At 61.8% G+C, this 25177-nt stretch carries 37 protein-coding genes and 1 pseudogene; 36 read left to right on the plus strand and 2 right to left on the minus strand.

Annotation, left to right across the window (positions count from 1 at the left end):
* The 32 genes and pseudogenes from LGN17_RS31425 to dsbD form a co-directional block, all read left to right on the plus strand.
* Positions 1–158, plus strand: a pseudogene (locus tag LGN17_RS31425) (elongation factor Tu); the annotation flags it as partial.
* Positions 159–445: 287 nt separating this feature from the next.
* On the plus strand, positions 446–757 hold the full coding sequence (rpsJ, locus tag LGN17_RS31430) for a 30S ribosomal protein S10 (protein ID WP_004199280.1): 312 nt from the start codon (positions 446–448) through the stop codon (positions 755–757).
* 177 nt (positions 758–934) lie between these two features.
* Entirely contained in the window at positions 935–1585 is a 651-nt protein-coding gene (gene rplC / locus LGN17_RS31435) for a 50S ribosomal protein L3 (RefSeq protein ID WP_006482922.1), read from the plus strand.
* On the plus strand, positions 1585–2205 hold the full coding sequence (gene rplD / locus LGN17_RS31440) for a 50S ribosomal protein L4 (RefSeq protein ID WP_006477192.1): 621 nt from the start codon (positions 1585–1587) through the stop codon (positions 2203–2205). Before rplC ends, rplD begins: the two co-directional genes overlap by 1 nt.
* Complete coding sequence (gene rplW / locus LGN17_RS31445) at positions 2202–2516, plus strand: 50S ribosomal protein L23 (RefSeq protein WP_004199275.1); 315 nt, start codon at positions 2202–2204, stop codon at positions 2514–2516. Before rplD ends, rplW begins: the two co-directional genes overlap by 4 nt.
* Positions 2517–2518: 2 nt before the next feature.
* Positions 2519–3346 carry a 50S ribosomal protein L2 gene (rplB, locus tag LGN17_RS31450; protein WP_006482900.1) on the plus strand — a complete coding sequence of 276 codons (828 nt, stop codon included), beginning with the start codon at positions 2519–2521 and terminating at the stop codon, positions 3344–3346.
* 10 nt (positions 3347–3356) lie between these two features.
* Positions 3357–3632 carry a 30S ribosomal protein S19 gene (rpsS, locus tag LGN17_RS31455; protein WP_004199273.1) on the plus strand — a complete coding sequence of 92 codons (276 nt, stop codon included), beginning with the start codon at positions 3357–3359 and terminating at the stop codon, positions 3630–3632.
* Positions 3633–3644: 12 nt separating this feature from the next.
* Positions 3645–3974, plus strand: a complete 330-nt coding sequence (gene rplV / locus LGN17_RS31460; RefSeq protein WP_004199272.1) for a 50S ribosomal protein L22 — start codon at positions 3645–3647, stop codon at positions 3972–3974.
* Between the two features lie 11 nt (positions 3975–3985).
* A complete protein-coding gene (rpsC, locus tag LGN17_RS31465) occupies positions 3986–4786 on the plus strand; it encodes a 30S ribosomal protein S3 (protein WP_006482899.1) in 801 nt (266 codons plus the stop codon).
* Positions 4787–4788: 2 nt separating this feature from the next.
* Positions 4789–5205 (plus strand): 50S ribosomal protein L16, encoded by a 417-nt coding sequence (gene rplP / locus LGN17_RS31470; protein WP_006482873.1) that lies wholly within the window; start codon positions 4789–4791, stop codon positions 5203–5205.
* A 9-nt stretch (positions 5206–5214) separates the two neighbouring features.
* Entirely contained in the window at positions 5215–5409 is a 195-nt protein-coding gene (gene rpmC / locus LGN17_RS31475) for a 50S ribosomal protein L29 (RefSeq protein ID WP_006400652.1), read from the plus strand.
* Entirely contained in the window at positions 5406–5678 is a 273-nt protein-coding gene (gene rpsQ, locus LGN17_RS31480; RefSeq protein ID WP_006477189.1) for a 30S ribosomal protein S17, read from the plus strand. The genes rpmC and rpsQ overlap by 4 nt, the downstream gene beginning before the upstream one ends.
* 309 nt (positions 5679–5987) lie before the next feature.
* Entirely contained in the window at positions 5988–6356 is a 369-nt protein-coding gene (rplN, locus tag LGN17_RS31485; RefSeq protein WP_006482918.1) for a 50S ribosomal protein L14, read from the plus strand.
* 9 nt (positions 6357–6365) lie between these two features.
* On the plus strand, positions 6366–6674 hold the full coding sequence (rplX, locus tag LGN17_RS31490) for a 50S ribosomal protein L24 (protein ID WP_006477187.1): 309 nt from the start codon (positions 6366–6368) through the stop codon (positions 6672–6674).
* A gap of 16 nt (positions 6675–6690) precedes the next feature.
* Positions 6691–7230 carry a 50S ribosomal protein L5 gene (rplE, locus tag LGN17_RS31495; protein ID WP_006482882.1) on the plus strand — a complete coding sequence of 180 codons (540 nt, stop codon included), beginning with the start codon at positions 6691–6693 and terminating at the stop codon, positions 7228–7230.
* Between the two features lie 7 nt (positions 7231–7237).
* Positions 7238–7543, plus strand: a complete 306-nt coding sequence (gene rpsN, locus LGN17_RS31500) for a 30S ribosomal protein S14 (protein WP_011350676.1) — start codon at positions 7238–7240, stop codon at positions 7541–7543.
* A gap of 14 nt (positions 7544–7557) precedes the next feature.
* Complete coding sequence (rpsH, locus tag LGN17_RS31505; RefSeq protein ID WP_006477185.1) at positions 7558–7953, plus strand: 30S ribosomal protein S8; 396 nt, start codon at positions 7558–7560, stop codon at positions 7951–7953.
* Positions 7954–7971: 18 nt separating this feature from the next.
* Positions 7972–8502: a 50S ribosomal protein L6 gene (gene rplF, locus LGN17_RS31510; protein ID WP_006758786.1), complete on the plus strand. Its 531-nt coding sequence runs from the start codon at positions 7972–7974 to the stop codon at positions 8500–8502.
* Positions 8503–8514: 12 nt separating this feature from the next.
* Positions 8515–8880: a 50S ribosomal protein L18 gene (gene rplR, locus LGN17_RS31515; RefSeq protein WP_006477183.1), complete on the plus strand. Its 366-nt coding sequence runs from the start codon at positions 8515–8517 to the stop codon at positions 8878–8880.
* 14 nt (positions 8881–8894) lie between these two features.
* Positions 8895–9413: a 30S ribosomal protein S5 gene (gene rpsE, locus LGN17_RS31520; RefSeq protein WP_006482895.1), complete on the plus strand. Its 519-nt coding sequence runs from the start codon at positions 8895–8897 to the stop codon at positions 9411–9413.
* A gap of 15 nt (positions 9414–9428) precedes the next feature.
* Complete coding sequence (rpmD, locus tag LGN17_RS31525) at positions 9429–9611, plus strand: 50S ribosomal protein L30 (RefSeq protein ID WP_006400644.1); 183 nt, start codon at positions 9429–9431, stop codon at positions 9609–9611.
* A 26-nt stretch (positions 9612–9637) separates the two neighbouring features.
* A complete protein-coding gene (gene rplO / locus LGN17_RS31530; protein ID WP_006482880.1) occupies positions 9638–10072 on the plus strand; it encodes a 50S ribosomal protein L15 in 435 nt (144 codons plus the stop codon).
* A gap of 42 nt (positions 10073–10114) precedes the next feature.
* The gene (gene secY / locus LGN17_RS31535) at positions 10115–11464 is read left to right on the plus strand and encodes a preprotein translocase subunit SecY (protein WP_072443819.1); all 1350 of its coding nucleotides are present in this window, start codon (positions 10115–10117) and stop codon (positions 11462–11464) included.
* 8 nt (positions 11465–11472) lie between these two features.
* Entirely contained in the window at positions 11473–11691 is a 219-nt protein-coding gene (gene infA, locus LGN17_RS31540; RefSeq protein ID WP_004521905.1) for a translation initiation factor IF-1, read from the plus strand.
* A 20-nt stretch (positions 11692–11711) separates the two neighbouring features.
* The gene (gene rpmJ / locus LGN17_RS31545) at positions 11712–11828 is read left to right on the plus strand and encodes a 50S ribosomal protein L36 (protein ID WP_004199844.1); all 117 of its coding nucleotides are present in this window, start codon (positions 11712–11714) and stop codon (positions 11826–11828) included.
* A gap of 38 nt (positions 11829–11866) precedes the next feature.
* Positions 11867–12232, plus strand: a complete 366-nt coding sequence (gene rpsM, locus LGN17_RS31550) for a 30S ribosomal protein S13 (RefSeq protein ID WP_006400641.1) — start codon at positions 11867–11869, stop codon at positions 12230–12232.
* 28 nt (positions 12233–12260) lie between these two features.
* A complete protein-coding gene (gene rpsK / locus LGN17_RS31555; RefSeq protein WP_004197937.1) occupies positions 12261–12662 on the plus strand; it encodes a 30S ribosomal protein S11 in 402 nt (133 codons plus the stop codon).
* A gap of 154 nt (positions 12663–12816) precedes the next feature.
* Positions 12817–13440, plus strand: coding sequence for a 30S ribosomal protein S4 (gene rpsD / locus LGN17_RS31560; RefSeq protein WP_006477177.1), 624 nt, complete (start codon positions 12817–12819; stop codon positions 13438–13440).
* A 124-nt stretch (positions 13441–13564) separates the two neighbouring features.
* Positions 13565–14542: a DNA-directed RNA polymerase subunit alpha gene (locus tag LGN17_RS31565; protein ID WP_006477176.1), complete on the plus strand. Its 978-nt coding sequence runs from the start codon at positions 13565–13567 to the stop codon at positions 14540–14542.
* Between the two features lie 138 nt (positions 14543–14680).
* Positions 14681–15076 (plus strand): 50S ribosomal protein L17, encoded by a 396-nt coding sequence (rplQ, locus tag LGN17_RS31570; protein WP_006477175.1) that lies wholly within the window; start codon positions 14681–14683, stop codon positions 15074–15076.
* 202 nt (positions 15077–15278) lie between these two features.
* Entirely contained in the window at positions 15279–15605 is a 327-nt protein-coding gene (gene cutA, locus LGN17_RS31575) for a divalent-cation tolerance protein CutA (protein WP_226200878.1), read from the plus strand.
* Positions 15598–17445: a protein-disulfide reductase DsbD gene (gene dsbD / locus LGN17_RS31580; protein ID WP_226200879.1), complete on the plus strand. Its 1848-nt coding sequence runs from the start codon at positions 15598–15600 to the stop codon at positions 17443–17445. The genes cutA and dsbD overlap by 8 nt, the downstream gene beginning before the upstream one ends.
* Positions 17446–17596: 151 nt before the next feature.
* Here the strand turns inward: dsbD and hemB are convergent, their stop codons facing one another.
* On the minus strand, positions 17597–18595 hold the full coding sequence (gene hemB / locus LGN17_RS31585; RefSeq protein ID WP_059859839.1) for a porphobilinogen synthase: 999 nt from the start codon (positions 18593–18595) through the stop codon (positions 17597–17599).
* Between the two features lie 252 nt (positions 18596–18847).
* The gene (gene yihA / locus LGN17_RS31590; protein WP_021161737.1) at positions 18848–19507 is read right to left on the minus strand and encodes a ribosome biogenesis GTP-binding protein YihA/YsxC; all 660 of its coding nucleotides are present in this window, start codon (positions 19505–19507) and stop codon (positions 18848–18850) included.
* Between the two features lie 214 nt (positions 19508–19721).
* Here yihA and LGN17_RS31595 point away from each other — a divergent pair, with 214 nt between their 5' ends.
* The 4 genes from LGN17_RS31595 to msrP all read left to right on the plus strand — a co-directional run bounded on the left by LGN17_RS31595 (position 19722) and on the right by msrP (position 25172).
* On the plus strand, positions 19722–20375 hold the full coding sequence (locus LGN17_RS31595; protein ID WP_175957910.1) for a c-type cytochrome: 654 nt from the start codon (positions 19722–19724) through the stop codon (positions 20373–20375).
* Positions 20376–20606: 231 nt separating this feature from the next.
* Complete coding sequence (locus LGN17_RS31600; protein ID WP_226200880.1) at positions 20607–22823, plus strand: cytochrome c biogenesis protein ResB; 2217 nt, start codon at positions 20607–20609, stop codon at positions 22821–22823.
* A gap of 4 nt (positions 22824–22827) precedes the next feature.
* Positions 22828–24018 (plus strand): c-type cytochrome biogenesis protein CcsB, encoded by a 1191-nt coding sequence (ccsB, locus tag LGN17_RS31605; RefSeq protein WP_226200881.1) that lies wholly within the window; start codon positions 22828–22830, stop codon positions 24016–24018.
* A gap of 158 nt (positions 24019–24176) precedes the next feature.
* Positions 24177–25172, plus strand: a complete 996-nt coding sequence (msrP, locus tag LGN17_RS31610; protein WP_175957907.1) for a protein-methionine-sulfoxide reductase catalytic subunit MsrP — start codon at positions 24177–24179, stop codon at positions 25170–25172.
* Positions 25173–25177: the final 5 nt, after the last annotated feature.

The raw sequence follows: 25177 nt of genomic DNA on the forward strand, positions 1-25177 counted from the left end.
AGCTGCCGAAGGACAAGGAAATGGTGATGCCGGGCGACAACGTGTCGATCACGGTGAAGCTGATTGCTCCGATCGCGATGGAAGAAGGTCTGCGCTTCGCAATCCGCGAAGGTGGCCGTACGGTCGGCGCTGGCGTCGTCGCCAAGATCATCGAGTAATTTCGACGATCCGCGGATCCCGGCGGGATCCGCGATTCCGCGGTATGCAGTCCGTACCGTCGAAACCGGGTGTCCAGCTTGCGCTGGCACCCGGTTTTGTTTTTCCGTGGCGAGAAAGCGAGGGGTGAGAAACTCGCACCATTGCTCCAGAATTTCGTGTAGAATCGCGGGCTTAGCAGTGGAAGTACTTTCCGGAACCTGATGTCTCGCTCCCCGCAGGCGTCATGTTTCACGTTCTTTTAGTGTCCGGCGATGCAACATCGCCTCGCTCTTTCCAAGGAATCGTCATGCAGCAACAGAAAATCCGCATTCGCCTGAAGGCATTCGACTATCGTCTGATCGACCAATCGGCTGCCGAGATCGTCGATACCGCGAAGCGGACTGGCGCAATCGTCCGTGGCCCGGTGCCGCTGCCGACGCGCATTCAGCGTTTTGACATCCTGCGTTCGCCGCACGTCAACAAGACGTCGCGCGATCAGCTCGAAATCCGCACCCACCAGCGCCTGATGGACATCGTCGATCCGACCGACAAGACGGTTGACGCGCTGATGAAGCTCGATCTGCCGGCTGGCGTCGACGTGGAAATCAAGCTGCAGTAAGGCTTCCAGCGCCGATCGGCTTGCCTGGCGGCGCTAAGTCTTTGATTGCTTGCAGAAAACGCGGGGTCGAGCTATAATGCTTGGCTTTTCGCGTATTCGCGTAAAAAAGTTGGGCCTTGCGTGCCCGGCATTTTGTAAATCAGCCCCGACCAATCGCAGTCGGGAATGGAGAAAATGATGAGCCTTGGACTCGTAGGTCGCAAGGTTGGCATGACCCGTATCTTCACGGCGGAAGGGGATTCGATTCCCGTCACCGTGCTGGACGTGTCGGACAACCGCGTGACGCAGATCAAGACTGTTGAAACCGACGGCTACACGGCCGTGCAGGTTGCATTCGGCTCCCGTCGTGCCTCGCGCGTGACGAAGCCGCTGGCAGGTCATCTCGCCAAAGCCGGTGTCGAAGCCGGTGAAATCCTCAAGGAATTCCGCATTGACGCGGCCAAGGCAGCTGAGCTGTCGAATGGCGCCGTGGTCGGTGCTGATCTTTTCGAAGTGGGCCAGAAGGTCGACGTGCAAGGCGTGTCGATCGGTAAGGGCTACGCCGGTACGATCAAGCGTTACAACTTCTCCTCCGGCCGTGCCACGCACGGTAACTCGCGCTCGCACAACGTGCCGGGCTCGATCGGTATGGCGCAGGATCCGGGTCGCGTTTTCCCGGGTAAACGCATGACGGGTCACATGGGTGACGTGACGGTGACGGTGCAGAACCTCGAAATCGCTCGTATCGACGCAGAGCGCAAGCTGCTGCTCGTGAAGGGTGCGATTCCGGGCGCGAAGGGTGGCAAGGTCTTCGTGACGCCGGCCGTCAAGACCAAGGGGGCGAAATAATGGAACTCAAGCTCCTGAACGAAAATGGTCAGGAAGGTGCAGTGGTCAACGCATCGGACGTCGTGTTCGGTCGTGACTACAACGAAGCGCTGATCCACCAGGTCGTCGTCGCTTACCAGGCGAATGCTCGCCAGGGTAACCGCGCACAGAAGGACCGTGAGCAAGTCAAGCACACGACCAAGAAGCCGTGGCGCCAGAAGGGTACGGGCCGCGCTCGTGCCGGTATGTCGTCGAGCCCGCTGTGGCGTGGCGGTGGTCGTATCTTCCCGAATTCGCCGGAAGAAAACTTCTCGCACAAGGTCAACAAGAAGATGCATCGCGCAGGTCTCTGCTCGATCTTCTCGCAGCTGGCCCGTGAAGGCCGTCTGTCGGTCGTCGAGGACATCATCCTCGAAGCGCCGAAGACCAAGCTGCTGGCCGACAAATTCAAGACCATGGGTCTCGACTCCGTGCTGATCATCACCGACACGGTTGACGAGAACCTGTACCTGGCATCGCGCAACCTGCCGCACGTGGCAATTGTCGAGCCGCGCTACGCTGACCCGCTCTCGCTGATCTACTTCAAGAAAGTGCTGGTCACGAAGGCTGCGGTCGCCCAGATCGAGGAGTTGCTGTCATGAGCGAGATTCGCAAGAACGATCATCGTTTGATGCAGGTCCTGCTCGCACCGGTGATCTCGGAAAAGGCGACGCTGGTTGCCGACAAGAACGAGCAAGTCGTGTTCGAAGTCGCACCGGATGCCACGAAGCAGGAAGTGAAGGCGGCTGTCGAGCTGCTGTTCAAGGTCGAAGTTGATTCCGTCAACGTGCTGGTTCAGAAGGGCAAGCAAAAGCGCTTTGGCCGTTCGATGGGCCGCCGCAAGGACGTGAAGAAGGCGTACGTTTGCCTGAAGCCCGGCCAGGAAATCAACTTTGAAGCGGAGGCCAAGTAATCATGGCAATCGTGAAAGTTAAGCCGACATCGCCGGGTCGCCGCGCGATGGTCAAGGTGGTCAACAAGAACCTGCACCAGGGCAAGCCGTTCGCGGCGCTGCTCGACTCGCAGAGCTCGACCGCCGGCCGTAACAACAACGGCCGTATCACCACGCGTCATAAGGGTGGTGGTCACAAGCAGCACTACCGTATCGTCGATTTCCGTCGCACGAAGGATGGCATTCCGGCAAAGGTCGAGCGTCTCGAGTACGACCCGAACCGTAGCGCGAACATCGCGCTGGTGCTCTACGCAGACGGCGAACGTCGCTACATCATCGCCCCGAAGGGCCTGACCGTCGGCCAACAGCTGATGTCGGGTTCGGAAGCGCCGATCCGTGCAGGCAACACGCTGCCGATCCGCAACATTCCGGTCGGTACGACGATCCACTGCATCGAGATGCTGCCGGGCAAGGGCGCGCAAATGGCGCGTTCGGCTGGTACGTCGGCCATGCTGCTCGCACGTGAAGGCGTCTACGCGCAGGTTCGTCTGCGTTCGGGCGAAATCCGCCGCGTGCACATCGAGTGCCGTGCAACGATCGGTGAAGTCGGCAACGAAGAGCATAGCCTGCGCCAGATCGGCAAGGCTGGCGCGAACCGCTGGCGCGGTATCCGCCCGACGGTGCGTGGCGTTGCGATGAACCCGGTTGATCACCCGCACGGTGGTGGTGAGGGCAAGACGGCTGCAGGTCGCGATCCGGTTAGCCCGTGGGGTACTCCGGCTAAGGGTTATCGCACCCGTAGCAACAAGCGCACGACGACGATGATCGTCCAGCGCCGTCACAAGCGTTAAGGAGTAGGCAATGGCACGTTCTGTTAAAAAAGGTCCGTTCTGCGACGCCCATTTGCTGAAGAAAGTTGAGGCGGCTGCAGCTTCGCGCGACAAAAAGCCGATCAAGACCTGGTCGCGTCGCTCGACGATTCTGCCGGATTTCATCGGCCTGACGATCGCTGTTCACAACGGCCGTCAACACGTTCCGGTGTACATCTCGGAAAACATGGTCGGCCACAAGCTTGGCGAGTTCGCACTGACCCGTACGTTCAAGGGTCACGCAGCCGACAAGAAGGCCAAGAAATAAGGGGCAATCAAGATGGAAGTGAAAGCAATTCATCGCGGTGCCCGCATCTCGGCGCAAAAAACGCGCCTTGTGGCTGACCAGATCCGCGGTTTGCCGGTCGACAAGGCGCTGAACGTTCTGACGTTCTCGCCGAAGAAGGCGGCTGGCATCGTGAAGAAGGTTGTGCTGTCGGCAATCGCGAATGCGGAGCACAACGAAGGCGCCGATATCGACGAGCTCAAGATCAAGAGCATCTACGTCGACAAGGCTGCATCGCTCAAGCGTTTCACCGCGCGCGCCAAGGGCCGCGGTAACCGCATCGAGAAGCAATCCTGTCACATCACTGTGACGGTCGGGAATTAAGGAGCCATACGATGGGACAGAAAATTCATCCGACTGGCTTCCGCCTGGCTGTCAGCCGCAATTGGGCTTCGCGTTGGTACGCGAACAACAACAATTTCGCGGCGATGCTGCAGGAAGACATCGGTGTTCGTGAATACCTGAAGAAGAAGCTGAAGAACGCTTCGGTCGGTCGGGTCGTCATCGAGCGTCCGGCGAAGAACGCGCGCATTACGATTTACAGCTCGCGTCCGGGTGTGGTCATCGGCAAGAAGGGCGAGGATATCGAACAGCTGAAGACGGAACTGCAACGCCGCATGGGCGTTCCGGTTCACGTCAACATCGAAGAAATCCGCAAGCCGGAAACCGATGCTCAGCTGATCGCCGACTCGATCACGCAACAGCTCGAGCGCCGGATCATGTTCCGTCGCGCGATGAAGCGTGCGATGCAGAACGCGATGCGTCTGGGTGCCCAGGGCATCAAGATCATGAGCGCGGGCCGTCTGAACGGTATCGAAATCGCTCGTACGGAGTGGTATCGCGAAGGTCGCGTGCCGCTTCACACGCTGCGTGCCGATATCGACTACGCGACTTCGGAAGCGAAGACGACTTACGGGATCATCGGCGTCAAGGTGTGGGTCTACAAGGGCGATACGCTCGGCCGCAACGATGCACCGGTGGTGGAAGAAGTAGCCGAAGACAAGCGTCCGCGTCGCAATGCGCGTCCGGGCGACCGTCGTCCGCGCCGTGACGGCGAAGGCGGCGCTCCGGGTGCTCGTCGTGGCGCACCGCGCCGTGGCGCCGGCAAGCCCGAAGACGGCAAGACTGGAGAATAACGATGCTGCAACCGAAACGCAGAAAGTATCGTAAAGAGCAGAAGGGTCGTAACACTGGCAAGGCGACGCGCGGCAACGCAGTGTCGTTCGGTGAATTCGGCCTGAAGGCGATCGGTCGCGGTCGTTTGACCGCACGCCAGATTGAAGCGGCGCGTCGTGCAATGACGCGTCACATCAAGCGTGGCGGCCGCATCTGGATCCGGATCTTCCCGGACAAGCCGATTTCGCAGAAGCCGGCCGAAGTGCGTATGGGTAACGGTAAGGGTAACCCGGAGTACTACGTCGCCGAGATCCAGCCGGGCAAGATGCTCTATGAAATGGACGGCGTAACCGAAGAACTGGCACGCGAAGCGTTCCGTCTGGCTGCAGCCAAGCTGCCGCTGAAGACGGCGTTCATCGTGCGCCAGCTCGGCGCCTAAGGAGAAAATATGAAGGCTTCCGAACTTCTCCAGAAAGACCAGGCCGCGCTCAACAAGGAGCTGGCGGACCTGCTGAAGGCGCAATTCGGCCTGCGCATGCAACTCGCGACCCAGCAGCTCACGAACACGAGCCAGCTGAAGAAGGTTCGTCGCGACATCGCACGTGTGCGGACCGTCATGACTCAGAAGGCGAACCAGAAATGAACGATAGCGTGAAAACCTCGCTGAAGCGGACGCTGGTCGGTCGGGTCGTCAGCAACAAGATGGACAAGACCGTCACCGTGCTGATCGAGCACCGCGTCAAGCACCCGATCTACGGCAAGTATGTCGTGCGTTCGAAGAAGTACCACGCGCACGATGAAGCGAACACCTACAACGAAGGCGATCTCGTCGAAATCCAGGAAACGCGTCCTGTTTCGAAGACGAAGGCCTGGACGGTTTCGCGCCTCGTCGAAGCAGCTCGCGTCATCTAAGCGGGCAGAGCAGTAGGCAGTAACAAGCACTTCTCCGCGAAGTGCTTGAAATCGCAAAGTATTTGCTTGCGTGACCAGGATTATTTGTTATAATCCTGGTCTTCCCTCTTTATGGGAGCCCCGTCGCGGGCGAAGTTGGTGGGGGAAGCGGACTGGCGCCTGCCTGTCCGAAAGATTCACCGAATTGCGATGGCGGGTTTCGTTTGCCGTCGCTGCTGTTCCAACCCAAGCAGCCGATTGGCTGACGGGACCAAGACTGACCGAATGCATCATGGTGGTGCATCCGGATTAAGTTGGGAAAGACAAACCATGATCCAGACCGAATCTCGGCTCGAAGTAGCCGACAACACGGGTGCACGTGAAGTCCTGTGCATCAAGGTGCTCGGCGGCTCGAAGCGTCGTTATGCCGGCATTGGCGACATCATCAAGGTGAGCGTCAAAGAGGCAACGCCGCGCGGGCGCGTGAAGAAAGGCGAAATTTACAACGCCGTGGTGGTCCGCACCGCCAAGGGCGTGCGCCGTCAAGACGGCTCGCTGATCAAGTTCGACGGCAACGCCGCTGTGCTTTTGAATAACAAGCTCGAGCCGATCGGCACCCGTATCTTCGGGCCGGTCACGCGTGAGCTGCGTAGCGAACGATTCATGAAGATCGTTTCGCTGGCGCCGGAAGTGCTGTAAGGAGTCGCGATGAACAAGATTCGCAAAGGTGACGAAGTCATCGTCGTCACCGGTAAGGACAAGGGCAAGCGCGGCGTCGTGCTGGCTGTCGGTGCAGAGCATGTGACGGTTGAAGGTATCAACCTCGTCAAGAAGCATGTGAAGCCGAACCCGATGAAGGGTACGACGGGTGGCGTGGAAGCGAAGACGATGCCCCTGCATATTTCGAACGTCGCACTGGTCGACGCGAATGGCAAGGCGTCGCGTGTTGGCATCAAGGTCGAGGAAGGCAAGAAGGTTCGCTTCCTGAAGACGACCGGTGCCGTACTGAGCGCCTGACGCAGCGGAGTAAAAAATGGCTCGTTTTCAAGAGTTTTACAAAGAAAAGGTTGTGCCCGGCCTGATCGAGAAGTTCGGTTACAAGTCGGTCATGGAAGTGCCGCGCATCACCAAGATCACGCTGAACATGGGTCTTGGCGAAGCGATCGCTGACAAGAAGATCATCGAGAACGCCGTTGGCGACCTCACGAAGATCGCTGGTCAGAAGCCGGTCGTGACGAAGGCACGCAAGGCAATCGCAGGCTTCAAGATCCGCCAGGGTTACCCGATCGGCGCGATGGTGACGCTGCGTGGCCGTGCCATGTACGAATTCCTCGACCGTTTCGTGACGGTTGCCCTGCCCCGCGTGCGTGACTTCCGCGGCGTGTCGGGTCGTGCTTTCGATGGCCGTGGCAACTACAACATCGGTGTGAAAGAGCAGATCATTTTCCCCGAAATCGACTACGACAAGATCGACGCACTGCGTGGGCTGAACATCAGCATCACGACGACTGCGAAGACCGACGACGAAGCAAAGGCTCTGCTCGCCAGCTTCAAGTTCCCGTTCAGAAACTGAGGTTACCGTGGCTAAACTGGCACTGATCGAACGTGAAAAGAAGCGCGCCCGCCTGGTCGCGAAGTTCGCAGCAAAGCGCGATGCGCTGAAGGCGATCGTCGAAGACCAAAGCAAGTCGGAAGAAGAGCGCTACGAAGCACGCCTTGAGCTGCAGCAACTGCCCCGCAACGCAAACCCGACCCGCCAGCGTAACCGCTGCGCGATCACGGGCCGTCCGCGTGGCACGTTCCGTAAATTCGGCCTCGCGCGTAACAAGATTCGTGAAATCGCATTCCGTGGCGAGATTCCTGGCCTGACCAAGGCGAGCTGGTAATAGGAGAAACGTAAATGAGCATGAGTGATCCTATCGCCGATATGCTGACTCGCATCCGCAACGCGCAGATGGTCGAGAAGGTATCGGTTGCGATGCCCTCGTCGAAGGTCAAGGTTGCAATCGCGCAAGTCCTGAAGGACGAAGGCTACATCGACGATTTCGCTGTCAAGGCGGAAGGTGCGAAGTCCGAACTGAATATCGCGCTGAAGTACTACGCGGGCCGCCCGGTCATCGAACGCCTCGAGCGCGTGTCGAAGCCTGGTCTGCGCGTGTACCGCGGCCGTAACGACATTCCGCAGGTCATGAACGGCCTCGGTGTGGCAATCGTGTCGACGCCGAAGGGCGTGATGACCGACCGCAAGGCGCGCGCTACCGGCGTCGGCGGCGAAGTCATCTGCTACGTCGCTTAAAGCCGAGGAGAGAGAAACATGTCTCGAGTAGGTAAGAGCCCGATCGCGCTGCAAGGCGCGGAAGTCAAGCTGGCCGACGGTGCAATCACCGTCAAGGGCCCGCTGGGCACCATCACGCAAGCGATCAATCCGCTCGTGAACGTGGCGAACAACGACGGCACGCTGAATCTGTCGCCGGTCGACGAAAGCCGCGAAGCAAATGCACTGTCGGGCACGATGCGCGCGATCATCGCGAATGCCGTGCACGGCGTGACCAAGGGTTTCGAGCGCAAGCTGACGCTGGTTGGCGTCGGTTACCGTGCGCAAGCGCAAGGCGACAAGCTGAACCTGTCGCTGGGTTTCTCGCACCCGGTGGTGCACCAGATGCCGGAAGGCGTCAAGGCCGAAACCCCGACGCAAACCGAAATCGTGATCAAGGGGATCAACAAGCAACAAGTCGGTCAAGTAGCTGCGGAAGTGCGCGGTTACCGTCCGCCGGAGCCCTACAAGGGCAAGGGCGTGCGTTATTCCGACGAGGTTGTGATCCTCAAAGAAACGAAGAAGAAGTAAGGGTGCGCAATCATGGATAAGACTCAATCTCGCCTGCGCCGCGCTCGCCAGACGCGTATCAAGATCGCTGAGCTGCAGGTCGCGCGTCTCGCCGTGCATCGCACGAACACGCACATCTACGCTCAAGTGTTCTCGCCGTGCGGCACCAAGGTGCTCGCCAGCGCGTCGACGCTCGAGGCAGAAGTGCGTGCCGAGCTCGCCGACAAGTCGGGCAAGGGTGGCAACGTTAACGCCGCGACGCTGATCGGCAAGCGTATTGCCGAGAAGGCCAAGGCCGCCGGCATCGAATCCGTCGCCTTCGACCGCTCGGGCTTCCGCTACCACGGCCGCGTGAAAGCGCTGGCTGAGGCAGCTCGCGAAGCTGGGCTCAAGTTCTAAGGAAGGAATTCGTCATGGCAAAGATGCAAGCGAAAGTTCAGGCTGACGAGCGCGACGACGGCCTTCGTGAAAAGATGATTTCGGTCAACCGCGTGACCAAGGTCGTGAAGGGTGGCCGTATTCTCGGCTTCGCCGCACTGACCGTGGTTGGCGACGGCGATGGCCGCATCGGTATGGGCAAGGGCAAGGCGAAGGAAGTGCCGGTCGCTGTCCAGAAGGCAATGGAACAAGCTCGCCGCAACATGTTCAAGGTGCCGCTCAAGAACGGCACGCTGCAGCACGAAGTGCACGGCAAGCACGGCGCGTCCGCCGTCCTCCTCGCTCCGGCGAAGGCAGGTACGGGCGTGATCGCCGGCGGCCCGATGCGCGCAGTGTTCGACGTGATGGGCGTTCAGAACGTTGTGGCGAAGAGCCACGGTTCGACGAACCCGTACAACCTCGTTCGCGCCACGCTGGACGGTCTGCGCAAGCAGTCCACCCCGGCAGACATCGCGGCGAAGCGCGGCAAGTCCGTCGAAGAAATTTTGGGCTAAGCCCGGGTGGTCACCATGTCTGAAAAAACTGTCAAGGTTCAGCTCGTTAAGAGCCTGATCGGGACCCGCGAATCGCACCGCGCGACCGTGCGTGGCCTGGGCCTGCGCCGACTCAACTCGGTCAGCGAGCTTCAGGACACGCCGGCGGTCCGCGGCATGATCAACAAGGTCTCGTACCTCGTTAAGGTCATCGCGTAAGCGGCCCTACGGATCAAGGAGTTGATATGGAATTGAATAACCTGAAGCCGGCAGCTGGCGCCAAGCACGCCAAGCGTCGCGTCGGCCGTGGCATCGGTTCGGGCCTCGGCAAGACGGCTGGCCGTGGTCACAAGGGTCAGAAATCGCGTTCGGGCGGCTTCCACAAAGTCGGTTTCGAAGGCGGTCAGATGCCGCTGCAACGTCGTCTGCCGAAGCGCGGCTTCACGTCGCTGACGAAGGAATTCGTTGGTGAAGTGCGCCTGGGCGACCTCGAGAAGCTGCCGGTCGACGAGATCGATCTGCTCGCACTGAAGCAAGCCGGCCTGGTCGGCGAGCTGACGAAGAGCGCAAAGATCATCGCGACGGGCGAACTGAAGCGCAAGATCGTCGTGAAGGGTCTCGGTGCCACCAAGGGTGCGCGCGCTGCGATCGAAGCGGCTGGCGGTTCGTTCGCCGAGTGACACGCGTAGCGCGTCGTCACTTGCATTCATCGGAGAAGGTACTTGGCTAACAGCCCGAGTCTTGCAAAACCCGGTCGAAGCACGGCGAAATTCGGCGATCTGCGCCGGCGAGCAATGTTCTTGCTCCTGGCGCTGATCGTCTATCGCATCGGCGCGCACATCCCCGTGCCGGGCATCGATCCGGATCAACTGGCTAAGCTGTTCCAGAGCCAGGCGGGCGGCATCCTGGGCATGTTCAACATGTTCTCGGGTGGCGCGCTTTCCCGCTTCACGATCTTTGCGCTGGGGATCATGCCGTACATCTCGGCGTCGATCATCATGCAGTTGCTGGCGATCGTATCGCCGCAGCTCGAGGCGCTGAAGAAGGAAGGGCAGGCAGGGCAACGGAAGATCACGCAGTACACGCGGTATTTCACCGTGGTGCTCGCGACCTTCCAGGCGTTCGGTATCGCGGCTGCGCTGGAAAACCAGCCGGGCCTCGTCACCGATCCCGGCATGCTGTTCCGTCTGACGACGGTCGTGACGCTGGTTACCGGCACGATGTTCCTGATGTGGCTCGGCGAGCAGATTACCGAGCGTGGTCTGGGCAACGGTATCTCGATCATCATCTTCGGCGGGATCGCAGCAGGGTTCCCGAATGCCGTCGGTGGGTTGTTCGAGCTGGTGCGTACGGGTTCGATGAGCATCATTTCGGCGATCATCATCGTCGTCCTGATTGCCGCGGTGACTTACCTGGTCGTGTTCATCGAACGCGGTCAGCGCAAGATCCTCGTGAACTACGCGAAGCGCCAGGTCGGCAACAAGATCTACGGTGGGCAGTCGTCGCATCTGCCGCTGAAGCTGAACATGTCGGGTGTGATTCCGCCGATCTTCGCATCGTCGATCATTCTGTTCCCGGCAACGATTCTCGGCTGGTTCAGTACCGGTCAGCCGACGGGAAGCTGGATTTCCAATACGTTGCATAACGTTGCGGAAGCGCTGAAGCCGGGCCAGCCGGTCTATGTGCTGCTGTACACGCTGGCGATCGTGTTTTTCTGCTTCTTCTACACCGCACTGGTGTTCAACAGCAGGGAGACCGCAGATAACCTGAAGAAGAGCGGCGCGTTCGTTCCGGGTATCCGTCCGGGCGATCAGACCGCACGATATATCGACCGCATCCTCACGCGTCTGACGCTGGCTGGTGCGATCTACATCGTCTTCGTGTGTCTGCTGCCGGAGTTTCTGGTGCTGCGCTGGAACGTGCCGTTTTATTTTGGTGGAACGTCGCTGCTGATCATTGTCGTCGTCACGATGGACTTTATGGCGCAGGTGCAGTCGTACGTTATGTCGCAACAGTATGAGTCGCTGCTCAAGAAGGCCAACTTCAAGGGCGGCAACATCCCAACGCGTTAATAAGGACTATGGCCAAAGACGATGTAATCCAGATGCAAGGTGAGGTGATCGAAAACCTCCCGAATGCGACCTTCCGTGTGAAGCTGGAAAACGGCCATGTCGTGTTGGGGCATATCTCCGGAAAGATGCGGATGCACTACATCCGCATTCTCCCGGGCGACAAGGTGACGGTTGAATTGACGCCTTACGATCTGTCTCGTGCGCGGATCGTGTTCCGGGCGAAGTGATTTGAAAAAAGGGTATTATCATGAAAGTGATGGCATCGGTTAAGCGCATTTGCCGCAATTGCAAGATCATCAAGCGCAAAGGCGTCGTTCGCGTGATCTGCAGCTCGGATCCGCGCCACAAGCAGCGCCAAGGCTGACCGCGCGTTTGTTTGCGCTTTTTGTTTGAGGAAAAACAATGGCTCGTATCGCAGGGGTTAACATCCCGAATCACCAGCATACCGAGATCGGCCTGACGGCTATCTTCGGTATCGGCCGCACCCGTTCGCGCAGCATCTGCGTGGCAGCTGGCGTCGATTTTTCGAAGAAGGTCAAGGACTTGACCGACGCAGACTTGGAAAAGCTGCGTGAAGAAGTGGGCAAGTTTGTCGTCGAAGGCGATCTGCGCCGTGAAGTGACGATGAACATCAAGCGCCTGATGGACCTCGGTTGCTACCGTGGTGTTCGTCATCGCAAGGGCCTGCCGATGCGCGGTCAGCGTACGCGTACGAACGCACGTACTCGCAAGGGTCCGCGTCGTGCAGCGCAAGCGCTGAAGAAGTAAGCGGAACTGACAGTTACAGGAAAACGTAATGGCTAAGGCTTCGAACACCGCGGCGCAACGCGTTCGCAAGAAGGTTAAGAAGAACGTCGCTGAAGGCGTGGTTCACGTTCACGCGTCGTTCAACAATACGATCATCACGATCACCGATCGCCAAGGCAACGCTCTGGCATGGGCGACGTCGGGCGGTCAGGGCTTCAAGGGCTCGCGCAAATCGACGCCGTTCGCTGCCCAGGTCGCAGCCGAGTCGGCTGGTCGCGTCGCGATGGAATACGGCGTGAAGAATCTGGAAGTGCGGATCAAGGGCCCGGGCCCGGGTCGTGAGTCGGCAGTGCGCGCACTGCACGGTCTCGGCATCAAGATCACCGCGATTTCGGACGTCACCCCGATTCCGCACAACGGCTGCCGTCCGCCGAAGCGTCGTCGTATCTAAAGATGTGCTGGCACGTTCGTGCTAGCACATTGCCTGTCGCCGCTCAGCGTCGACGGGCGTTGCTTTTTTGATTGACTAAGCCCACCGTTCGCCCCAAAGGGAGCGGACTAGCGCGGATTTCGATCCGCGTGACTGATTGATAAAGGAATGCAAAGTGGCACGTTATATCGGCCCCAAAGCCAAGCTGTCCCGCCGTGAAGGCACCGACCTGTTCCTGAAGAGCGCACGCCGCTCGCTCGCCGACAAGTGCAAGCTCGACAGCAAGCCGGGCCAGCACGGCCGTACCTCGGGCGCACGTACGTCCGACTACGGTACGCAGCTGCGCGAAAAGCAGAAGGTCAAGCGTATCTACGGCGTGCTGGAGCGTCAGTTCCGCCGCTACTTCGCTGAAGCCGACCGCCGCAAGGGCAACACGGGTGAAAACCTGCTGCAACTGCTCGAGTCGCGCCTCGACAACGTCGTGTATCGCATGGGCTTCGGCTCGACCCGCGCTGAAGCGCGTCAGCTGGTGAGCCACAAGTCGATCACCGTGAACGGCGTCGTCGCGAACGTCCCGTCGCAGCAAGTGAAGGCAGGCGACGTCGTCGCGATCCGCGAAAAGGCGAAGAAGCAGGCGCGTATCGTCGAAGCGCTGTCGCTGGCCGAGCAAGGCGGCATGCCGAGCTGGGTTGCAGTCGATGCGAAGAAGTTTGAAGGCACGTTCAAGCAAATGCCGGAACGCGCTGAAATCGCAGGCGACATCAACGAAAGCCTGATCGTCGAATTGTATTCGCGTTAATCCGATTGACGGCCGAGGTACCCCGATTGCGTTGCGCAAGGAGGGGCCTCGGCTGTTTATTTTCTGGTTGTTACCGGTCAGCCTTATCGGTGTAACGAGCCGAGGGTATTGAAGAGGAAAGCCCATGCAAACCAGTTTGCTGAAACCCAAGATCATCGCCGTGGAATCGCTTGGCGAGAACCACGCGAGGGTGGTCATGGAACCGTTCGAACGCGGTTACGGCCACACCTTGGGCAATGCGCTTCGCCGCGTGCTGCTGTCGTCGATGGTTGGCTACGCGCCGACCGAAGTGACGATCGCGGGCGTGGTGCACGAGTACTCGACGCTGGATGGCGTGCAGGAAGACGTCGTCAACCTGCTGCTGAACCTGAAGGGCGTGGTGTTCAAGCTGCATAACCGCGACGAAGTGACGGTTACGCTGCGCAAGGAAGGTGAAGGCGTTGTCACGGCCGGCGATATCGAGCTGGCTCACGACTGCGAAGTCATCAACCCGAATCACGTGATTGCGCACCTGTCGAAGGGCGGCAAGCTCGACGTTCAGATCAAGATCGAAAAGGGTCGCGGCTACGTGCCCGGCAACGTCCGTCGCTACGGCGAAGACACGGCCAAGATCATCGGCCGCATCGTCCTCGACGCATCGTTCTCGCCGGTTCGCCGCGTGAGCTACGCCGTCGAAAGCGCACGGGTCGAGCAGCGTACCGACCTCGACAAGCTTGTGATGAACATCGAGACGAGCGGTGTGATCACGCCGGAAGAAGCGATCCGTCAATCGGCCCGCATCCTGGTCGACCAGCTGTCCGTGTTCGCGGCGCTGGAAGGCACGGAAACGGCAGCCGAAGCGCCGTCGCGTGCACCGCAGATCGATCCGATCCTGCTGCGTCCGGTGGACGATCTCGAGCTGACGGTTCGTTCGGCGAACTGCCTGAAGGCCGAGAACATCTACTACATCGGCGACCTGATCCAGCGCACGGAAAACGAGCTGCTGAAGACGCCGAACCTTGGTCGCAAGTCGCTCAACGAGATCAAGGAAGTGCTCGCTTCGCGCGGTCTCACGCTGGGCATGAAGCTCGAGAACTGGCCGCCGGCTGGTCTCGACAAGTAAGCCCGGTTGTTGCTGTAGTTGGCAAAGATGCGGATTTTCCTTTAAAATCCGCATCTTGCTTTTTTTCGTTACCGGCCCGTGCACCCGTCGAGGTGCGATAGAAGAGCTGGACCAAAACTTTGAATCAAGGAAACTGAAATGCGCCATCGTCATGGTCTGCGGAAACTGAACCGCACGAGCAGCCACCGTCTGGCTATGCTCCGTAACATGTCCAACTCGCTGATCGAGCACGAAGTCATCAAGACGACGCTGCCGAAGGCGAAGGAACTCCGTAAAGTCGTCGAGCCGCTGATCACGCTCGGCAAGAAGCCGTCGCTGGCAAACCGTCGCCTGGCGTTTAACCGCCTGCGCGATCGTGACTCGGTGGCGAAGCTGTTCGACGTACTCGGTCCGCGTTTCGCGAACCGTCCGGGCGGCTACCTGCGCGTGCTGAAGTTCGGCTTCCGCGTGGGCGACAACGCACCGATGGCACTGGTCGAGCTGCTCGATCGTCCGGAAGTCGACGAAACGGAAAACGTGCAAGAAGCTGAGTAAGCTTCCGGTACGCAGCAGTATCTGAAAGGGGCCGAGCAATTGCTTGGCCCTTTTTGTTTTTTCGGCGCCGGCTGCGATCGATTGTCGCAGGGCGGTGCCGGCAGCGTTGCGCGGGCTGCGCTACGATACGGGGCAGCCGGCGCGCTCCCCAGGTGGGCAATCCGCGTCGGCAGGAGCCGATAGACCAGCCAGGAGGGCGCGGATGATAGTGGTGCTGATGCTGACGACGGTGCCCGATGCCGAGACCGCCAACGTGCTTTCAGACGGTGCGCTCGATGCACGGCTTGCCGCGTGCGTGTCGGAGCTCGGTGCGATCAAGTCGCGCTATCACTGGCAGGGCAAGGTCGAAACGGCCGACGAGATCCAGTTGCTGTTCAAGACGAGCCCCATGCGGGCACTCGAACTGGAGCGATTTATTCTCGCGCATCATCCTTACGAGACGCCCGAAATCGTCTCGTGGCAGACGACGGCATCGGCCGCGTACGGTCAGTGGGTGACGAGCGAAACTCAACGTCTATTTCATGTTTAACGGTATGGCGCTTCCCGTGCGCGTGCGCGCGCTGCGGTTCCTCGCAGTCCTGTTGTCGTTCATGCTCGTGCTGGGCGGTATGTCGTTCGCGCGCGCGGCCGACGATTTCCTCGATCCGTCGGTTGCGTTCAAGTTCAGTGCGAGCGAATCGCCGGGGCAGGTGGACGTCCGCTTCAAGGTTGCCAACGGCTATTACCTGTACCGCGAGCGGTTTGCGTTCGCGGTGAAGAACGGCCAGGCGACGCTCGGCGATCCGCAATTCCCGGCCGGCCACGTGAAGTTCGACCAGACGTTCCAGAAAAACGTCGAGACCTACCGTGACGAAGTCGTCGTGCACGTGCCCGTCAAGCAGGCGTCGGGCCCGTTCGAGCTCGCGGTGACGTCGCAGGGGTGCGCGGACGAAGGCATCTGCTATCCGCCGGCCGAGCACGTCGTGAAGGTCGATGGCGCCGCGCTGGGCGCCGCCTCGTTGTCCGGCGATACGGCTGCCGCGGGCAGCTGGTTCGACAAGGTCACGAGCGCCGATTTCGCACAGTCGCTGCTTGAAGGGCATGGTTTCTTCACGATCGTCGCACTGTACTTCGTCGCGGGCGTCGTGCTGAGCCTCCTGCCGTGTTCGTACCCGATGATCCCGATCGTGTCGGCGATCATCATCGGCCAGGGCACGCGCGCGACGCATGCGCGCGGCTTCGCACTGTCGCTGACCTATGTGGTCGGCATGGCACTGGTCTACACGGTGCTCGGCATCGCCGCGGCGCTGGTCGGCCAGAGCCTTGGTGCGTGGCTACAGAACCCATGGGTGCTCGGCGCGTTCGGCGTGCTGCTGACAGCGTTCGCCGTCTCGCTGATTTCAGGCAAGGACATCGCGCTGCCCGCGCGCTGGCAGAACGGCGCGGCCGAGGCATCGAGCGCGCGCCAGGGCGGCCATTTCGTTGCGGTCGCGGCGATGGGCGCGCTGTCCGCGCTGGTCGTCGGCGCATGCATGACGGCGCCGCTGTTCGCGGTGCTCGCCTTCATCGCGCACACGGGCAATGCGCTGCTCGGCGGTGCCGCGCTGTTCGCGATGGGATTGGGGCTGGGCGTGCCACTGCTGGTCGTCGGCGTCGGCGCCGGGACGGTGCTGCCGCGCGCCGGTGCATGGATGGATGGCGTGAAGGTGTTCTTCGGCATCGTGCTGCTCGCGGCCGCGCTGTGGATCGTGTGGCCGGTGCTTGCCGGTGGCCTGAAGATGGTGCTCGCCGCGTTGTGGCTGCTGATCGCGGCGGCTGCGCTCGGGCTGTTTACGCCGAATGCCGGCGCCACGTCCATCTGGCGTCGCCTCGGCCGTGGCTTGGGCGCCGCGCTCGCGATCTGGGCGGCCACGCTGCTCGTCGGCCTGGCTGCGGGGTCGACCGATCCGGTGAAGCCGCTGGCGGTGCTGGCGGCACGCACGGTTGCGTCGGGCGGCGCTGCGACGGCAGGTGCGGCTGCCGCGCAGGACGGGCCTGCATTCGCATCGGTGCGCTCGAGTGGCGAACTCGACGCGCTGCTGAAGACGTCGGGCCAGCCCGTGATGCTCGACTTCTATGCCGATTGGTGCGTGAGCTGCAAGGAGATGGAGCATCTGACGTTTACCGACGCGCGCGTGCAGGCGCGGCTCGCGCAGCTTCACCTCGTGCGCGCGGACGTCACCGCGAACAACCCGGACGACCAGGCGCTGCTGAAGCGTTTCAACCTGTTCGGGCCGCCGGGCATCATCTTCTTCGATCGCAACGGCAACGAGATCGGCCGCGTGGTTGGCTATCAGGCCGCCGAGACGTTCCTGCGCAGCCTCGACCGGGCTTCGGTCCCGACGGTATGACCCTGCGTAGGGTGCGTGCCGGTGGCGAACCGGTGTGCTTGCGTGGCATGAGCTGACGATCGACAAGGGCAGGCGGCCCCGATCGAAGGAAAGAAAAACGGCGGGACACCGAAGTGTCCCGCCGTTTTTCTTTCCGCCTGCCGGCGGGCAATCAGCGTTGCGCTTTCAGCAGACGCGCAGCATCGAGTGCGAAGTACGTGAGCACGCCGTCGGCGCCCGCCCGCTTGAACGCGAGCAGCGATTCCAGCACGACCTTGTCGTGGTCGAGCCAGCCATTCATCGCGGCGGCCTTCAGCATCGCGTATTCGCCGCTGACCTGGTACACGTAGGTCGGGAAGCGGAACTCGTCCTTCACGCGGCGCACGATGTCGAGGTAGGGCATGCCGGGCTTGACCATCACCATGTCGGCGCCTTCGTCGATGTCCAGGCGCACTTCTCGCAGCGCTTCGTCGCTGTTCGCCGGATCCATCTGGTAGGTCATCTTGTTGCCCTTGCCCAGGTTGGATGCCGAGCCGACCGCGTCGCGGAAGGGGCCGTAGAACGCCGACGCGAACTTGGCCGAATAGGCCATGATTCGCGTGTGGATATGGCCGTCGCTTTCCAGCATTTCGCGGATCGCGCCGATGCGGCCGTCCATCATGTCCGACGGCGCGACGATGTCGACACCGGCTTCCGCCTGCGCGCGCGCCTGGTCGATCAGGATCTCGATCGTGTCGTCGTTGATCACGTAGCCGTTCTCGTCGAGCACGCCGTCCTGACCGTGGCTCGTGTACGGATCGAGTGCGACGTCGGTCAGCACGCCGAGTTCGGGAAAGCGCTTCTTCAGCTCGCGCACCGCGCGCGGGATCAGGCCTTCCGGATTGGCCGCCTCGCGGCCGTCAGGCGTTTTCACCGACGGCTCGATGGCCGGGAACAGCGACAGCACGGGCACGCCGAGTTCGACGCACTGCTCGGCGACCCGCATCAGCAGATCGACGGACACGCGTTCGACGCCGGGCATCGACGGCACCGGCTGCCGTTCGTTGGTGCCTTCGACGACGAACACCGGATAGATCAGGTCGTCGGTGGTCAGGCGGTTTTCGCGCATCAGGCGGCGGGAGAAGTCGTCGCGGCGCATCCGGCGCGGACGATGAAGCGGATGGAAGCTCATGGCGATTGGGTAGAAATCAGGGCAGTAAGACCTTACGGAACCCTTAGGTCATTTTCGGGAGCGTTGGTATATGATAGCGATCGAGCGGCACGCGTCGCGTGCAGCTCCCCGCTTCTCCTCCCTGAGCGGGTGCCTGTCGTTTTTCGATTAGGCTGTTTGACCCGCCGTTCAACGGCGGGTTTTTTTATGAGCCGGCCGAAACCGCAGGCGCCGTCAGGTACGCGCCGCCGATCCCGGCCGCGCGTTGCCCGATCATTGTGCTACAGGCTCGCTTTTTTCGTCGGCGGCGGACGGCCGCACCCAGCTCTCGATCAGCTCGTGCGCCTCGTCGAGCCCCGTGCGCTTCATTGCCGAGAACAGCTGAACCGTCAGCTTGCCCTGGACACCCTGGTCGCGATACGCATCGAGCCCCTTTTGCGTGGTCCGCAGCGCGTTGATGCTTTCCTGTCGCGTCAATTTGTCGCACTTCGTCAGCAGCGTGTGGATCGGCTTGCCGGTCGGCACGAACCACTCGATCATGCGGCGATCGAGGTCGGTCAACGGACGGCGCGAATCCATCATCAGGATCAGGCCGCAAAGCTGCGAGCGGGTCGCGAGGTAGGACGACAGCAGCATTTCCCAGTGCGCCTTGGCGGCACCGGGCACCTCCGCATAGCCGTAGCCGGGCAGGTCGACGAGATTCGCGACGGGCTCGGCGGCCGGGCCGACGGAGAAGTAGTTGATATGCTGCGTGCGGCCGGGCGTCTTCGACGCGAAGGCGAGCCGCTTCTGGTTGCACAGCACGTTGATCGCCGTCGACTTGCCGGCATTCGAGCGGCCCGCGAACGCGATTTCCGGCTGAACCGTCGGCGGCAGGTCGCGCAGATGGTTGACGGTCGTGTAGAAGCGGGCTTGATGGAGCAGAAAGGCCATGGGAACCGGAAGGACGGGCGGCGCGAGCCGCGTGGTGGAGGCGGGGTAGCCCCGATAGGCGCGGGAGCTTTCAACACGATATTGTACAATACGGCGGTTTTACCGAAGGCTACCGGGCGCCTGCCTCGCGCTTTTATGTAGCTTCTGCGGTAGACTGAACGCCGTCGTTTTTTGCAGAACCTCAAATTCCCACAAGACGAAACAGGGTGTGCGAATGAATCGACTGTGCAAGTCTCTGATGGTGCTTCAGGTTGCAGCAGGGTTCGTAGGTTTCGTAGCGGAGGCAAACGCGGCGGATGCGGCAAAGCCGGATCTCGACCGTGGCAAGGCAATTGCCGGGCAGGTTTGTGCGTCGTGTCACGGCGCCGACGGCAATAGCGCGTCGGGCAGTTTCCCGAAGCTTGCCGGCCAGCATCCCGAATATCTGGTCAAGCAGTTGAACGACTTCAAGACGCAGCCGGGCGCGAAGGGGCCGATGCGGTCCAACGCGGTCATGGTCGGATTCGCGAGCGCGCTGAGCGCGGACGACATGCGTAATGTCGCCGCGTACTACGGGTCGCAGACGACGAAGCTCGGCACCGCACGCGATGCGGCAACCGTGCCGATCGGCCAGAAGATCTATCGCGGCGGCATCGCGGAGAAGGGCGTACCCGCCTGCGCGAGCTGCCACGGGCCGACAGGGCAGGGAATTCCGGTCCAGTACCCGCGTCTGTCGGGGCAATGGGCCGATTACACGGTCGCGCAGTTGACCGCGTTCCAGCAGGGTGCCGGCGCGCGCAACAACAACGAGGCGATGCATCAGATCGCATCGCGGCTGTCGGACAACGAGATCAAGGCCGTCGCGGACTACATCGCGGGCCTGCGTTGAGCGGTCAGCCGCGAATGGAATGACCGGGCGCCCGAAGGGCGGCCGGAGTCAGAACAAGAAAAGGGTGGGGCGCCGCACTGTTGCGGTCGCCTTACCCTTTTTTGTTGTCAGCACTCGCCGGGCCGAGCCAAGCCGAGCCAGGACGACGAGGCATGCTGGAAATGGGGGGCTGCGCCCCCCAAAGCGAACATAGAGAGCGTTGGGGGCTGTTTCCCCTTAGTCGGAGTTTGAATGAGCGTTACCACGTCGGGGTTGCAGTCGAAGTCGGGTCAGGGTGTGTCGAAGCGTGCGGTCGAGCTGCTGAGCTCGATGCGCTTCGCGATTGCACTGCTGGTGGTGCTGTCGATTGCGAGCATCATCGGCACGGTCCTGACCCAGGATGACCCGTATCCGAACTACGTGAACCAGTTCGGGCCGTTCTGGGCGGACATCTTCCGCTCGCTCGGCCTGTACAGCGTGTACAGCGCGTGGTGGTTCATGCTGATTCTGATCTTCCTCGTCGTGTCGATCTCGCTGTGCGTGATCCGCAACGCGCCGAAGATGCTCGCCGATGCGAAGAGCTGGAAGGACAAGGTTCGGGAAGGCAGCCTGCGCGCGTTCCACCACAAGGCCGAATACACCGCTTCCGGCACCCGCGCGAGCGTCGCGGCGACGCTCGCCGCGTTCGTCACCAAGGCCGGCTACAAGCACATCGTGCGCGAGAACGACGGCGCGACGCTGATCTCCGCGAAGCGCGGTGCGATGACCAAGTGGGGCTACATCTCCGCGCACCTGGCGATCGTCGTGATCTGTATCGGCGGCCTGCTCGACAGCAACCTGCCGATCAAATTCCAGATGTGGATGTTCGGCAAGAGCCCGGTCAACACGAGCGCGACGATCAGCGAGATCTCGCCCGACCATCGCCTGTCCGCGTCGAACCCGACGTTCCGCGGCTACGCGTGGGTGCCCGAGGGCCAGTTCGTGTCGACCGCGATCCTGAACCAGCCGAGCGGCTCGCTGATCCAGGATCTGCCGTTCTCGATCCAGCTCAACAAGTTCATCGTCGACTACTACACGACGGGCATGCCGAAGCTGTTCGCGAGCGACATCGTCGTGATCGATCGCGAGACCGGCCGGAAGATCCCGGCGCGCGTCGAGGTCAACAAGCCGTTCACGTACAAGGGCGTGTCGATCTACCAGTCGAGCTTCCAGGACGGCGGTTCGCAGATGCAGATGACGGCCTACCCGATGACGGGCGGCAACGCGAAGACCTTCCCCGTGAAGGGGACGATTGGCAGTTCGGCGCCGCTGCAGATGCCGGGCAACGACGGCGACACGATCGAGTTCTCCGATTTCCGGGCGATCAACGTCGAGAACATGGCTGACGCGAACGGCAAGCCGGACGTGCGCGGTGTCGCGACGACGAGCTCGCTGAAGGAAGTGTTCGACGAACGCCTCGGCTCCGGCGCGAAGACGTCGAAGCCGACGCAGCTCCACAACATCGGCCCGTCCGTGCAATACAAGATCCGCGGCAAGGACGGCCAGGCGCGCGAATTCAACAACTACATGCTGCCCGTCGACATGAACGGCGAGCGCGTGTTCCTCGCCGGCGTGCGTGCGAGCCCGAACGACCCGTTCCGCTACATGCGGATTCCGGCCGACAGCCAGGATTCGATCGGCGAATGGATGCGCCTGCGCGCCGCGCTCGAGGATCCGTCCGTGCGCGCCGAAGCCGCCGCGCGCTTCGCGCAGCGTTCGCTGCCGGGCACGGACGCATCGCTGCGCAGCCGCCTGCAGGACAGCGCACTGAAGGTGCTGACCCTTTTTGCGGCGAGCGACGACAGCGTCGGCCGTGGCGCCGACGGCCAACCGATCGGCGGCTTCCAGGCCGTGGCGACGTTCATCGACCGCTCGGTGCCCAAGGCAGAGCAGGAGAAGGCAGCGAGCCTGCTGCTGCGCATGCTCGAAGGCTCGATGTGGGAGGTCTGGCAGATCGCGCGCGAGCGTACGGGCGAGCCGGCCGCGCAGCAGGGCGCCGACACGATCCGCTTCGTGCAGAACGCGATCAATGCGCTATCCGACAGCTTTTTGTATGGATCGCCGGTCTATTTGCAGCTTGACTCATTCAAGCAGGTGCAAGCTTCGGTATTTCAGTTGACGCGCGCACCCGGCAAGAATCTGGTGTATCTTGGCAGCCTGCTGCTGGTCGCCGGCATCTTCTCGATGTTCTACGTGCGCGAGCGGCGCCTCTGGTTCTGGCTGAAGGACGCCGGTTCGGGCGTCGATGTGGTGATGGCAATGTCCACGGCCCGCAAGACCTTCGATTTCGAGAAAGAATTCGTGCAGACGCGCGACGCGGCCGGTGCCGCCTTGCACGCTGCACCTCGCGACGCCGCGCCGGCCGGTGCGGCATCGACGGCCCGCCCGCCGGCCGGCGGCGGTTCCGATTCCGAGAATTCCACCCGGTAACATCATGGATCTCACGCAAGTTTCCTCTTCCCATCGGGCGTCGGCCCAGGCTCCGGTGACGGCGCCGCTGTTCGACGACCGTCCGTTCCTCGCGCGCCTGTCGTTGCTCGACTGGCTGTTCGCATTGGCGCTCGTGGTGGGCGCGGGCTATGCGCTCGCGCACTACAACGCGCACATGGATTACTACGACAAGGCGGTGATGATCGGCACCGTGCCGGCGCTCATCACGCTCGGCTGGCGCTGGAAGCCCGCGCGGCTGATGATGGCGTCGATCGCCGTGCTGGCGCTGCTGTCGATCCAGATCTACCAGGGCGATCTCGCGCGCGCCGATTCGGCGTTCTTCCTCAAGTACTTCCTGTCGAGCCAGTCCGCGATCCTGTGGATGAGCGCGCTGTTCGTGCTCGCGACGATCTTCTACTGGATCGGCTTGCTCGCGCGCTCGGAGTCGGGCGCCGCGATCGGCCAGAAGCTCACGTGGGTCGCCGTGCTGATGGGATTCACCGGCCTGATGGTGCGCTGGTACGAGTCCTACCTGATCGGGGCCGACGTCGGGCACATTCCGGTGTCGAACCTGTATGAAGTGTTCGTGCTGTTCAGCCTGATCACCGCGCTGCTCTATCTCTATTACGAAGGCCACTACGGCACGCGCGCGCTCGGCGCGTTCGTGCTGCTGGTGATCAGTGCGGCCGTCGGCTTCCTGATGTGGTACTCGGTCGCGCGCGATGCGCAGCAGATCCAGCCGCTCGTGCCGGCGCTGCAGAGCTGGTGGATGAAGATCCACGTGCCGGCGAACTTCATCGGCTACGGCAGCTTCGCGCTGTCGGCGATGGTGTCGGTCGCGTACCTGATGAAGGAACGCGGCGTGCTCGCCGATCGCCTGCCGACGCTCGAAGTGCTCGACGACGTGATGTACAAGTCGATCGCGGTCGGTTTCGCGTTCTTCACGATCGCGACGATCCTCGGCGCGCTGTGGGCCGCCGAAGCATGGGGCGGCTACTGGAGCTGGGACCCGAAGGAAACCTGGGCGCTGATCGTGTGGCTCAATTACGCGGCGTGGCTGCACATGCGCCTGATGAAGGGCCTGCGCGGCACGGTGGCTGCATGGTGGGCGCTCACGGGCCTGCTCGTGACGACCTTCGCGTTCCTCGGCGTCAACATGTTCCTGTCCGGGCTGCACAGCTACGGCAAGCTGTAAGATTTCCGCTGTTCGTCCGACTATGAGACCGCCGGCGCACTGCGTGCCCGGCGGTTTTCTTTTGTAACGGGCGGGCGATCCGGGCGTCGAACGGCGCAAGACGGGGCCGGTCGAACGCTCATGAAGCTGCGCGCGGCGCATGCAGGAGGAGCAGCACGATGTGGATCAAACGCCCTTTGCGGAACGTACTGACCGGCGGCGATATCGCGCCCGGAGAAATCACGCCGCGTGCGGTGTTCGAGAACCGGCGGCGGGTATTGCAGGCGGCCGGCCTTGCGGCGGCGGGCGGGCTGCTCGGCGGCAGCGGCGCGGCGCTTGCCGCCTATGCGTCGCCCGACGCGCGGGCCGCGAAGCTCGCGGCGAAGACGAATCCGAAGTTCGTCGCGACCGACACGGTGACCCCGTTCAAGGACATTACCTCCTACAACAACTTCTACGAATTCGGCACCGACAAGCGTGACCCCGCGCAGAACGCCGGCACGCTGAGGCCTCGCCCGTGGCGCGTGAGCGTCGAGGGCGAGGTACTGCATCCGAAGGTGTTCGATCTCGACGAACTGCTGAAGCTCGCGCCGCTCGAGGAGCGCGTGTACCGGCTGCGCTGCGTCGAAGGATGGTCGATGGTGATCCCGTGGATCGGCGTGCCGCTGTCCGAGCTGATCAAGCGCGTGCAGCCGACCGGTAACGCGAAGTACGTGCAGTTCATCACGCTGGCCGATCCGTCGCAGATGCCCGGCCTCTCGACGCCGGTGCTCGACTGGCCGTACTCCGAAGGGCTGCGGATGGACGAGGCGATGAATCCGCTGACGCTGCTGACGATGGGCGTCTACGGGCAGGTGTTGCCGAACCAGAACGGCGCGCCGGTGCGGATCGTCGTGCCGTGGAAGTACGGCTTCAAGAGCGCGAAGTCACTCGTGAAGATCCGCTTCGTCGACAAGCAGCCGAAGACGAGCTGGAACACGTATGCGTCGAACGAATACGGCTTTTATTCGAACGTGAACCCGAACGTCGATCATCCGCGCTGGAGCCAGGCAACCGAGCGGCGCATCGGCGAGGACGGCTTTTTCACGCCGAAGCGCAAGACGCTGATGTTCAATGGCTACGGCGACCTGGTCGCGTCGATGTATCAGGGCATGGACCTGAAGAAGAATTTTTGAGGGCG

Origin of the sequence: Burkholderia sp. AU30280, assembly GCF_020420125.1 — a bacterium.
In the GTDB taxonomy this organism is placed as follows: Bacteria; Pseudomonadota; Gammaproteobacteria; order Burkholderiales; family Burkholderiaceae; genus Burkholderia.

Coding starts and splice junctions, on each gene's coding strand:
- rpsJ (WP_004199280.1), top strand. CDS start 446: ATGCAGCAACAGAAAATCCGCATTCGCCTGAAGGCATTCGACTATCGT.
- rplC (WP_006482922.1), top strand. CDS start 935: ATGAGCCTTGGACTCGTAGGTCGCAAGGTTGGCATGACCCGTATCTTC.
- rplD (WP_006477192.1), top strand. CDS start 1,585: ATGGAACTCAAGCTCCTGAACGAAAATGGTCAGGAAGGTGCAGTGGTC.
- rplW (WP_004199275.1), top strand. CDS start 2,202: ATGAGCGAGATTCGCAAGAACGATCATCGTTTGATGCAGGTCCTGCTC.
- rplB (WP_006482900.1), top strand. CDS start 2,519: ATGGCAATCGTGAAAGTTAAGCCGACATCGCCGGGTCGCCGCGCGATG.
- rpsS (WP_004199273.1), top strand. CDS start 3,357: ATGGCACGTTCTGTTAAAAAAGGTCCGTTCTGCGACGCCCATTTGCTG.
- rplV (WP_004199272.1), top strand. CDS start 3,645: ATGGAAGTGAAAGCAATTCATCGCGGTGCCCGCATCTCGGCGCAAAAA.
- rpsC (WP_006482899.1), top strand. CDS start 3,986: ATGGGACAGAAAATTCATCCGACTGGCTTCCGCCTGGCTGTCAGCCGC.
- rplP (WP_006482873.1), top strand. CDS start 4,789: ATGCTGCAACCGAAACGCAGAAAGTATCGTAAAGAGCAGAAGGGTCGT.
- rpmC (WP_006400652.1), top strand. CDS start 5,215: ATGAAGGCTTCCGAACTTCTCCAGAAAGACCAGGCCGCGCTCAACAAG.
- rpsQ (WP_006477189.1), top strand. CDS start 5,406: ATGAACGATAGCGTGAAAACCTCGCTGAAGCGGACGCTGGTCGGTCGG.
- rplN (WP_006482918.1), top strand. CDS start 5,988: ATGATCCAGACCGAATCTCGGCTCGAAGTAGCCGACAACACGGGTGCA.
- rplX (WP_006477187.1), top strand. CDS start 6,366: ATGAACAAGATTCGCAAAGGTGACGAAGTCATCGTCGTCACCGGTAAG.
- rplE (WP_006482882.1), top strand. CDS start 6,691: ATGGCTCGTTTTCAAGAGTTTTACAAAGAAAAGGTTGTGCCCGGCCTG.
- rpsH (WP_006477185.1), top strand. CDS start 7,558: ATGAGCATGAGTGATCCTATCGCCGATATGCTGACTCGCATCCGCAAC.
- rplF (WP_006758786.1), top strand. CDS start 7,972: ATGTCTCGAGTAGGTAAGAGCCCGATCGCGCTGCAAGGCGCGGAAGTC.
- rplR (WP_006477183.1), top strand. CDS start 8,515: ATGGATAAGACTCAATCTCGCCTGCGCCGCGCTCGCCAGACGCGTATC.
- rpsE (WP_006482895.1), top strand. CDS start 8,895: ATGGCAAAGATGCAAGCGAAAGTTCAGGCTGACGAGCGCGACGACGGC.
- rpmD (WP_006400644.1), top strand. CDS start 9,429: ATGTCTGAAAAAACTGTCAAGGTTCAGCTCGTTAAGAGCCTGATCGGG.
- rplO (WP_006482880.1), top strand. CDS start 9,638: ATGGAATTGAATAACCTGAAGCCGGCAGCTGGCGCCAAGCACGCCAAG.
- infA (WP_004521905.1), top strand. CDS start 11,473: ATGGCCAAAGACGATGTAATCCAGATGCAAGGTGAGGTGATCGAAAAC.
- rpmJ (WP_004199844.1), top strand. CDS start 11,712: ATGAAAGTGATGGCATCGGTTAAGCGCATTTGCCGCAATTGCAAGATC.
- rpsM (WP_006400641.1), top strand. CDS start 11,867: ATGGCTCGTATCGCAGGGGTTAACATCCCGAATCACCAGCATACCGAG.
- rpsK (WP_004197937.1), top strand. CDS start 12,261: ATGGCTAAGGCTTCGAACACCGCGGCGCAACGCGTTCGCAAGAAGGTT.
- LGN17_RS31565 (WP_006477176.1), top strand. CDS start 13,565: ATGCAAACCAGTTTGCTGAAACCCAAGATCATCGCCGTGGAATCGCTT.
- rplQ (WP_006477175.1), top strand. CDS start 14,681: ATGCGCCATCGTCATGGTCTGCGGAAACTGAACCGCACGAGCAGCCAC.
- cutA (WP_226200878.1), top strand. CDS start 15,279: ATGATAGTGGTGCTGATGCTGACGACGGTGCCCGATGCCGAGACCGCC.
- dsbD (WP_226200879.1), top strand. CDS start 15,598: ATGTTTAACGGTATGGCGCTTCCCGTGCGCGTGCGCGCGCTGCGGTTC.
- hemB (WP_059859839.1), bottom strand. CDS start 18,595: ATGAGCTTCCATCCGCTTCATCGTCCGCGCCGGATGCGCCGCGACGAC.
- yihA (WP_021161737.1), bottom strand. CDS start 19,507: ATGGCCTTTCTGCTCCATCAAGCCCGCTTCTACACGACCGTCAACCAT.
- LGN17_RS31595 (WP_175957910.1), top strand. CDS start 19,722: ATGAATCGACTGTGCAAGTCTCTGATGGTGCTTCAGGTTGCAGCAGGG.
- LGN17_RS31600 (WP_226200880.1), top strand. CDS start 20,607: ATGAGCGTTACCACGTCGGGGTTGCAGTCGAAGTCGGGTCAGGGTGTG.
- ccsB (WP_226200881.1), top strand. CDS start 22,828: ATGGATCTCACGCAAGTTTCCTCTTCCCATCGGGCGTCGGCCCAGGCT.
- msrP (WP_175957907.1), top strand. CDS start 24,177: ATGTGGATCAAACGCCCTTTGCGGAACGTACTGACCGGCGGCGATATC.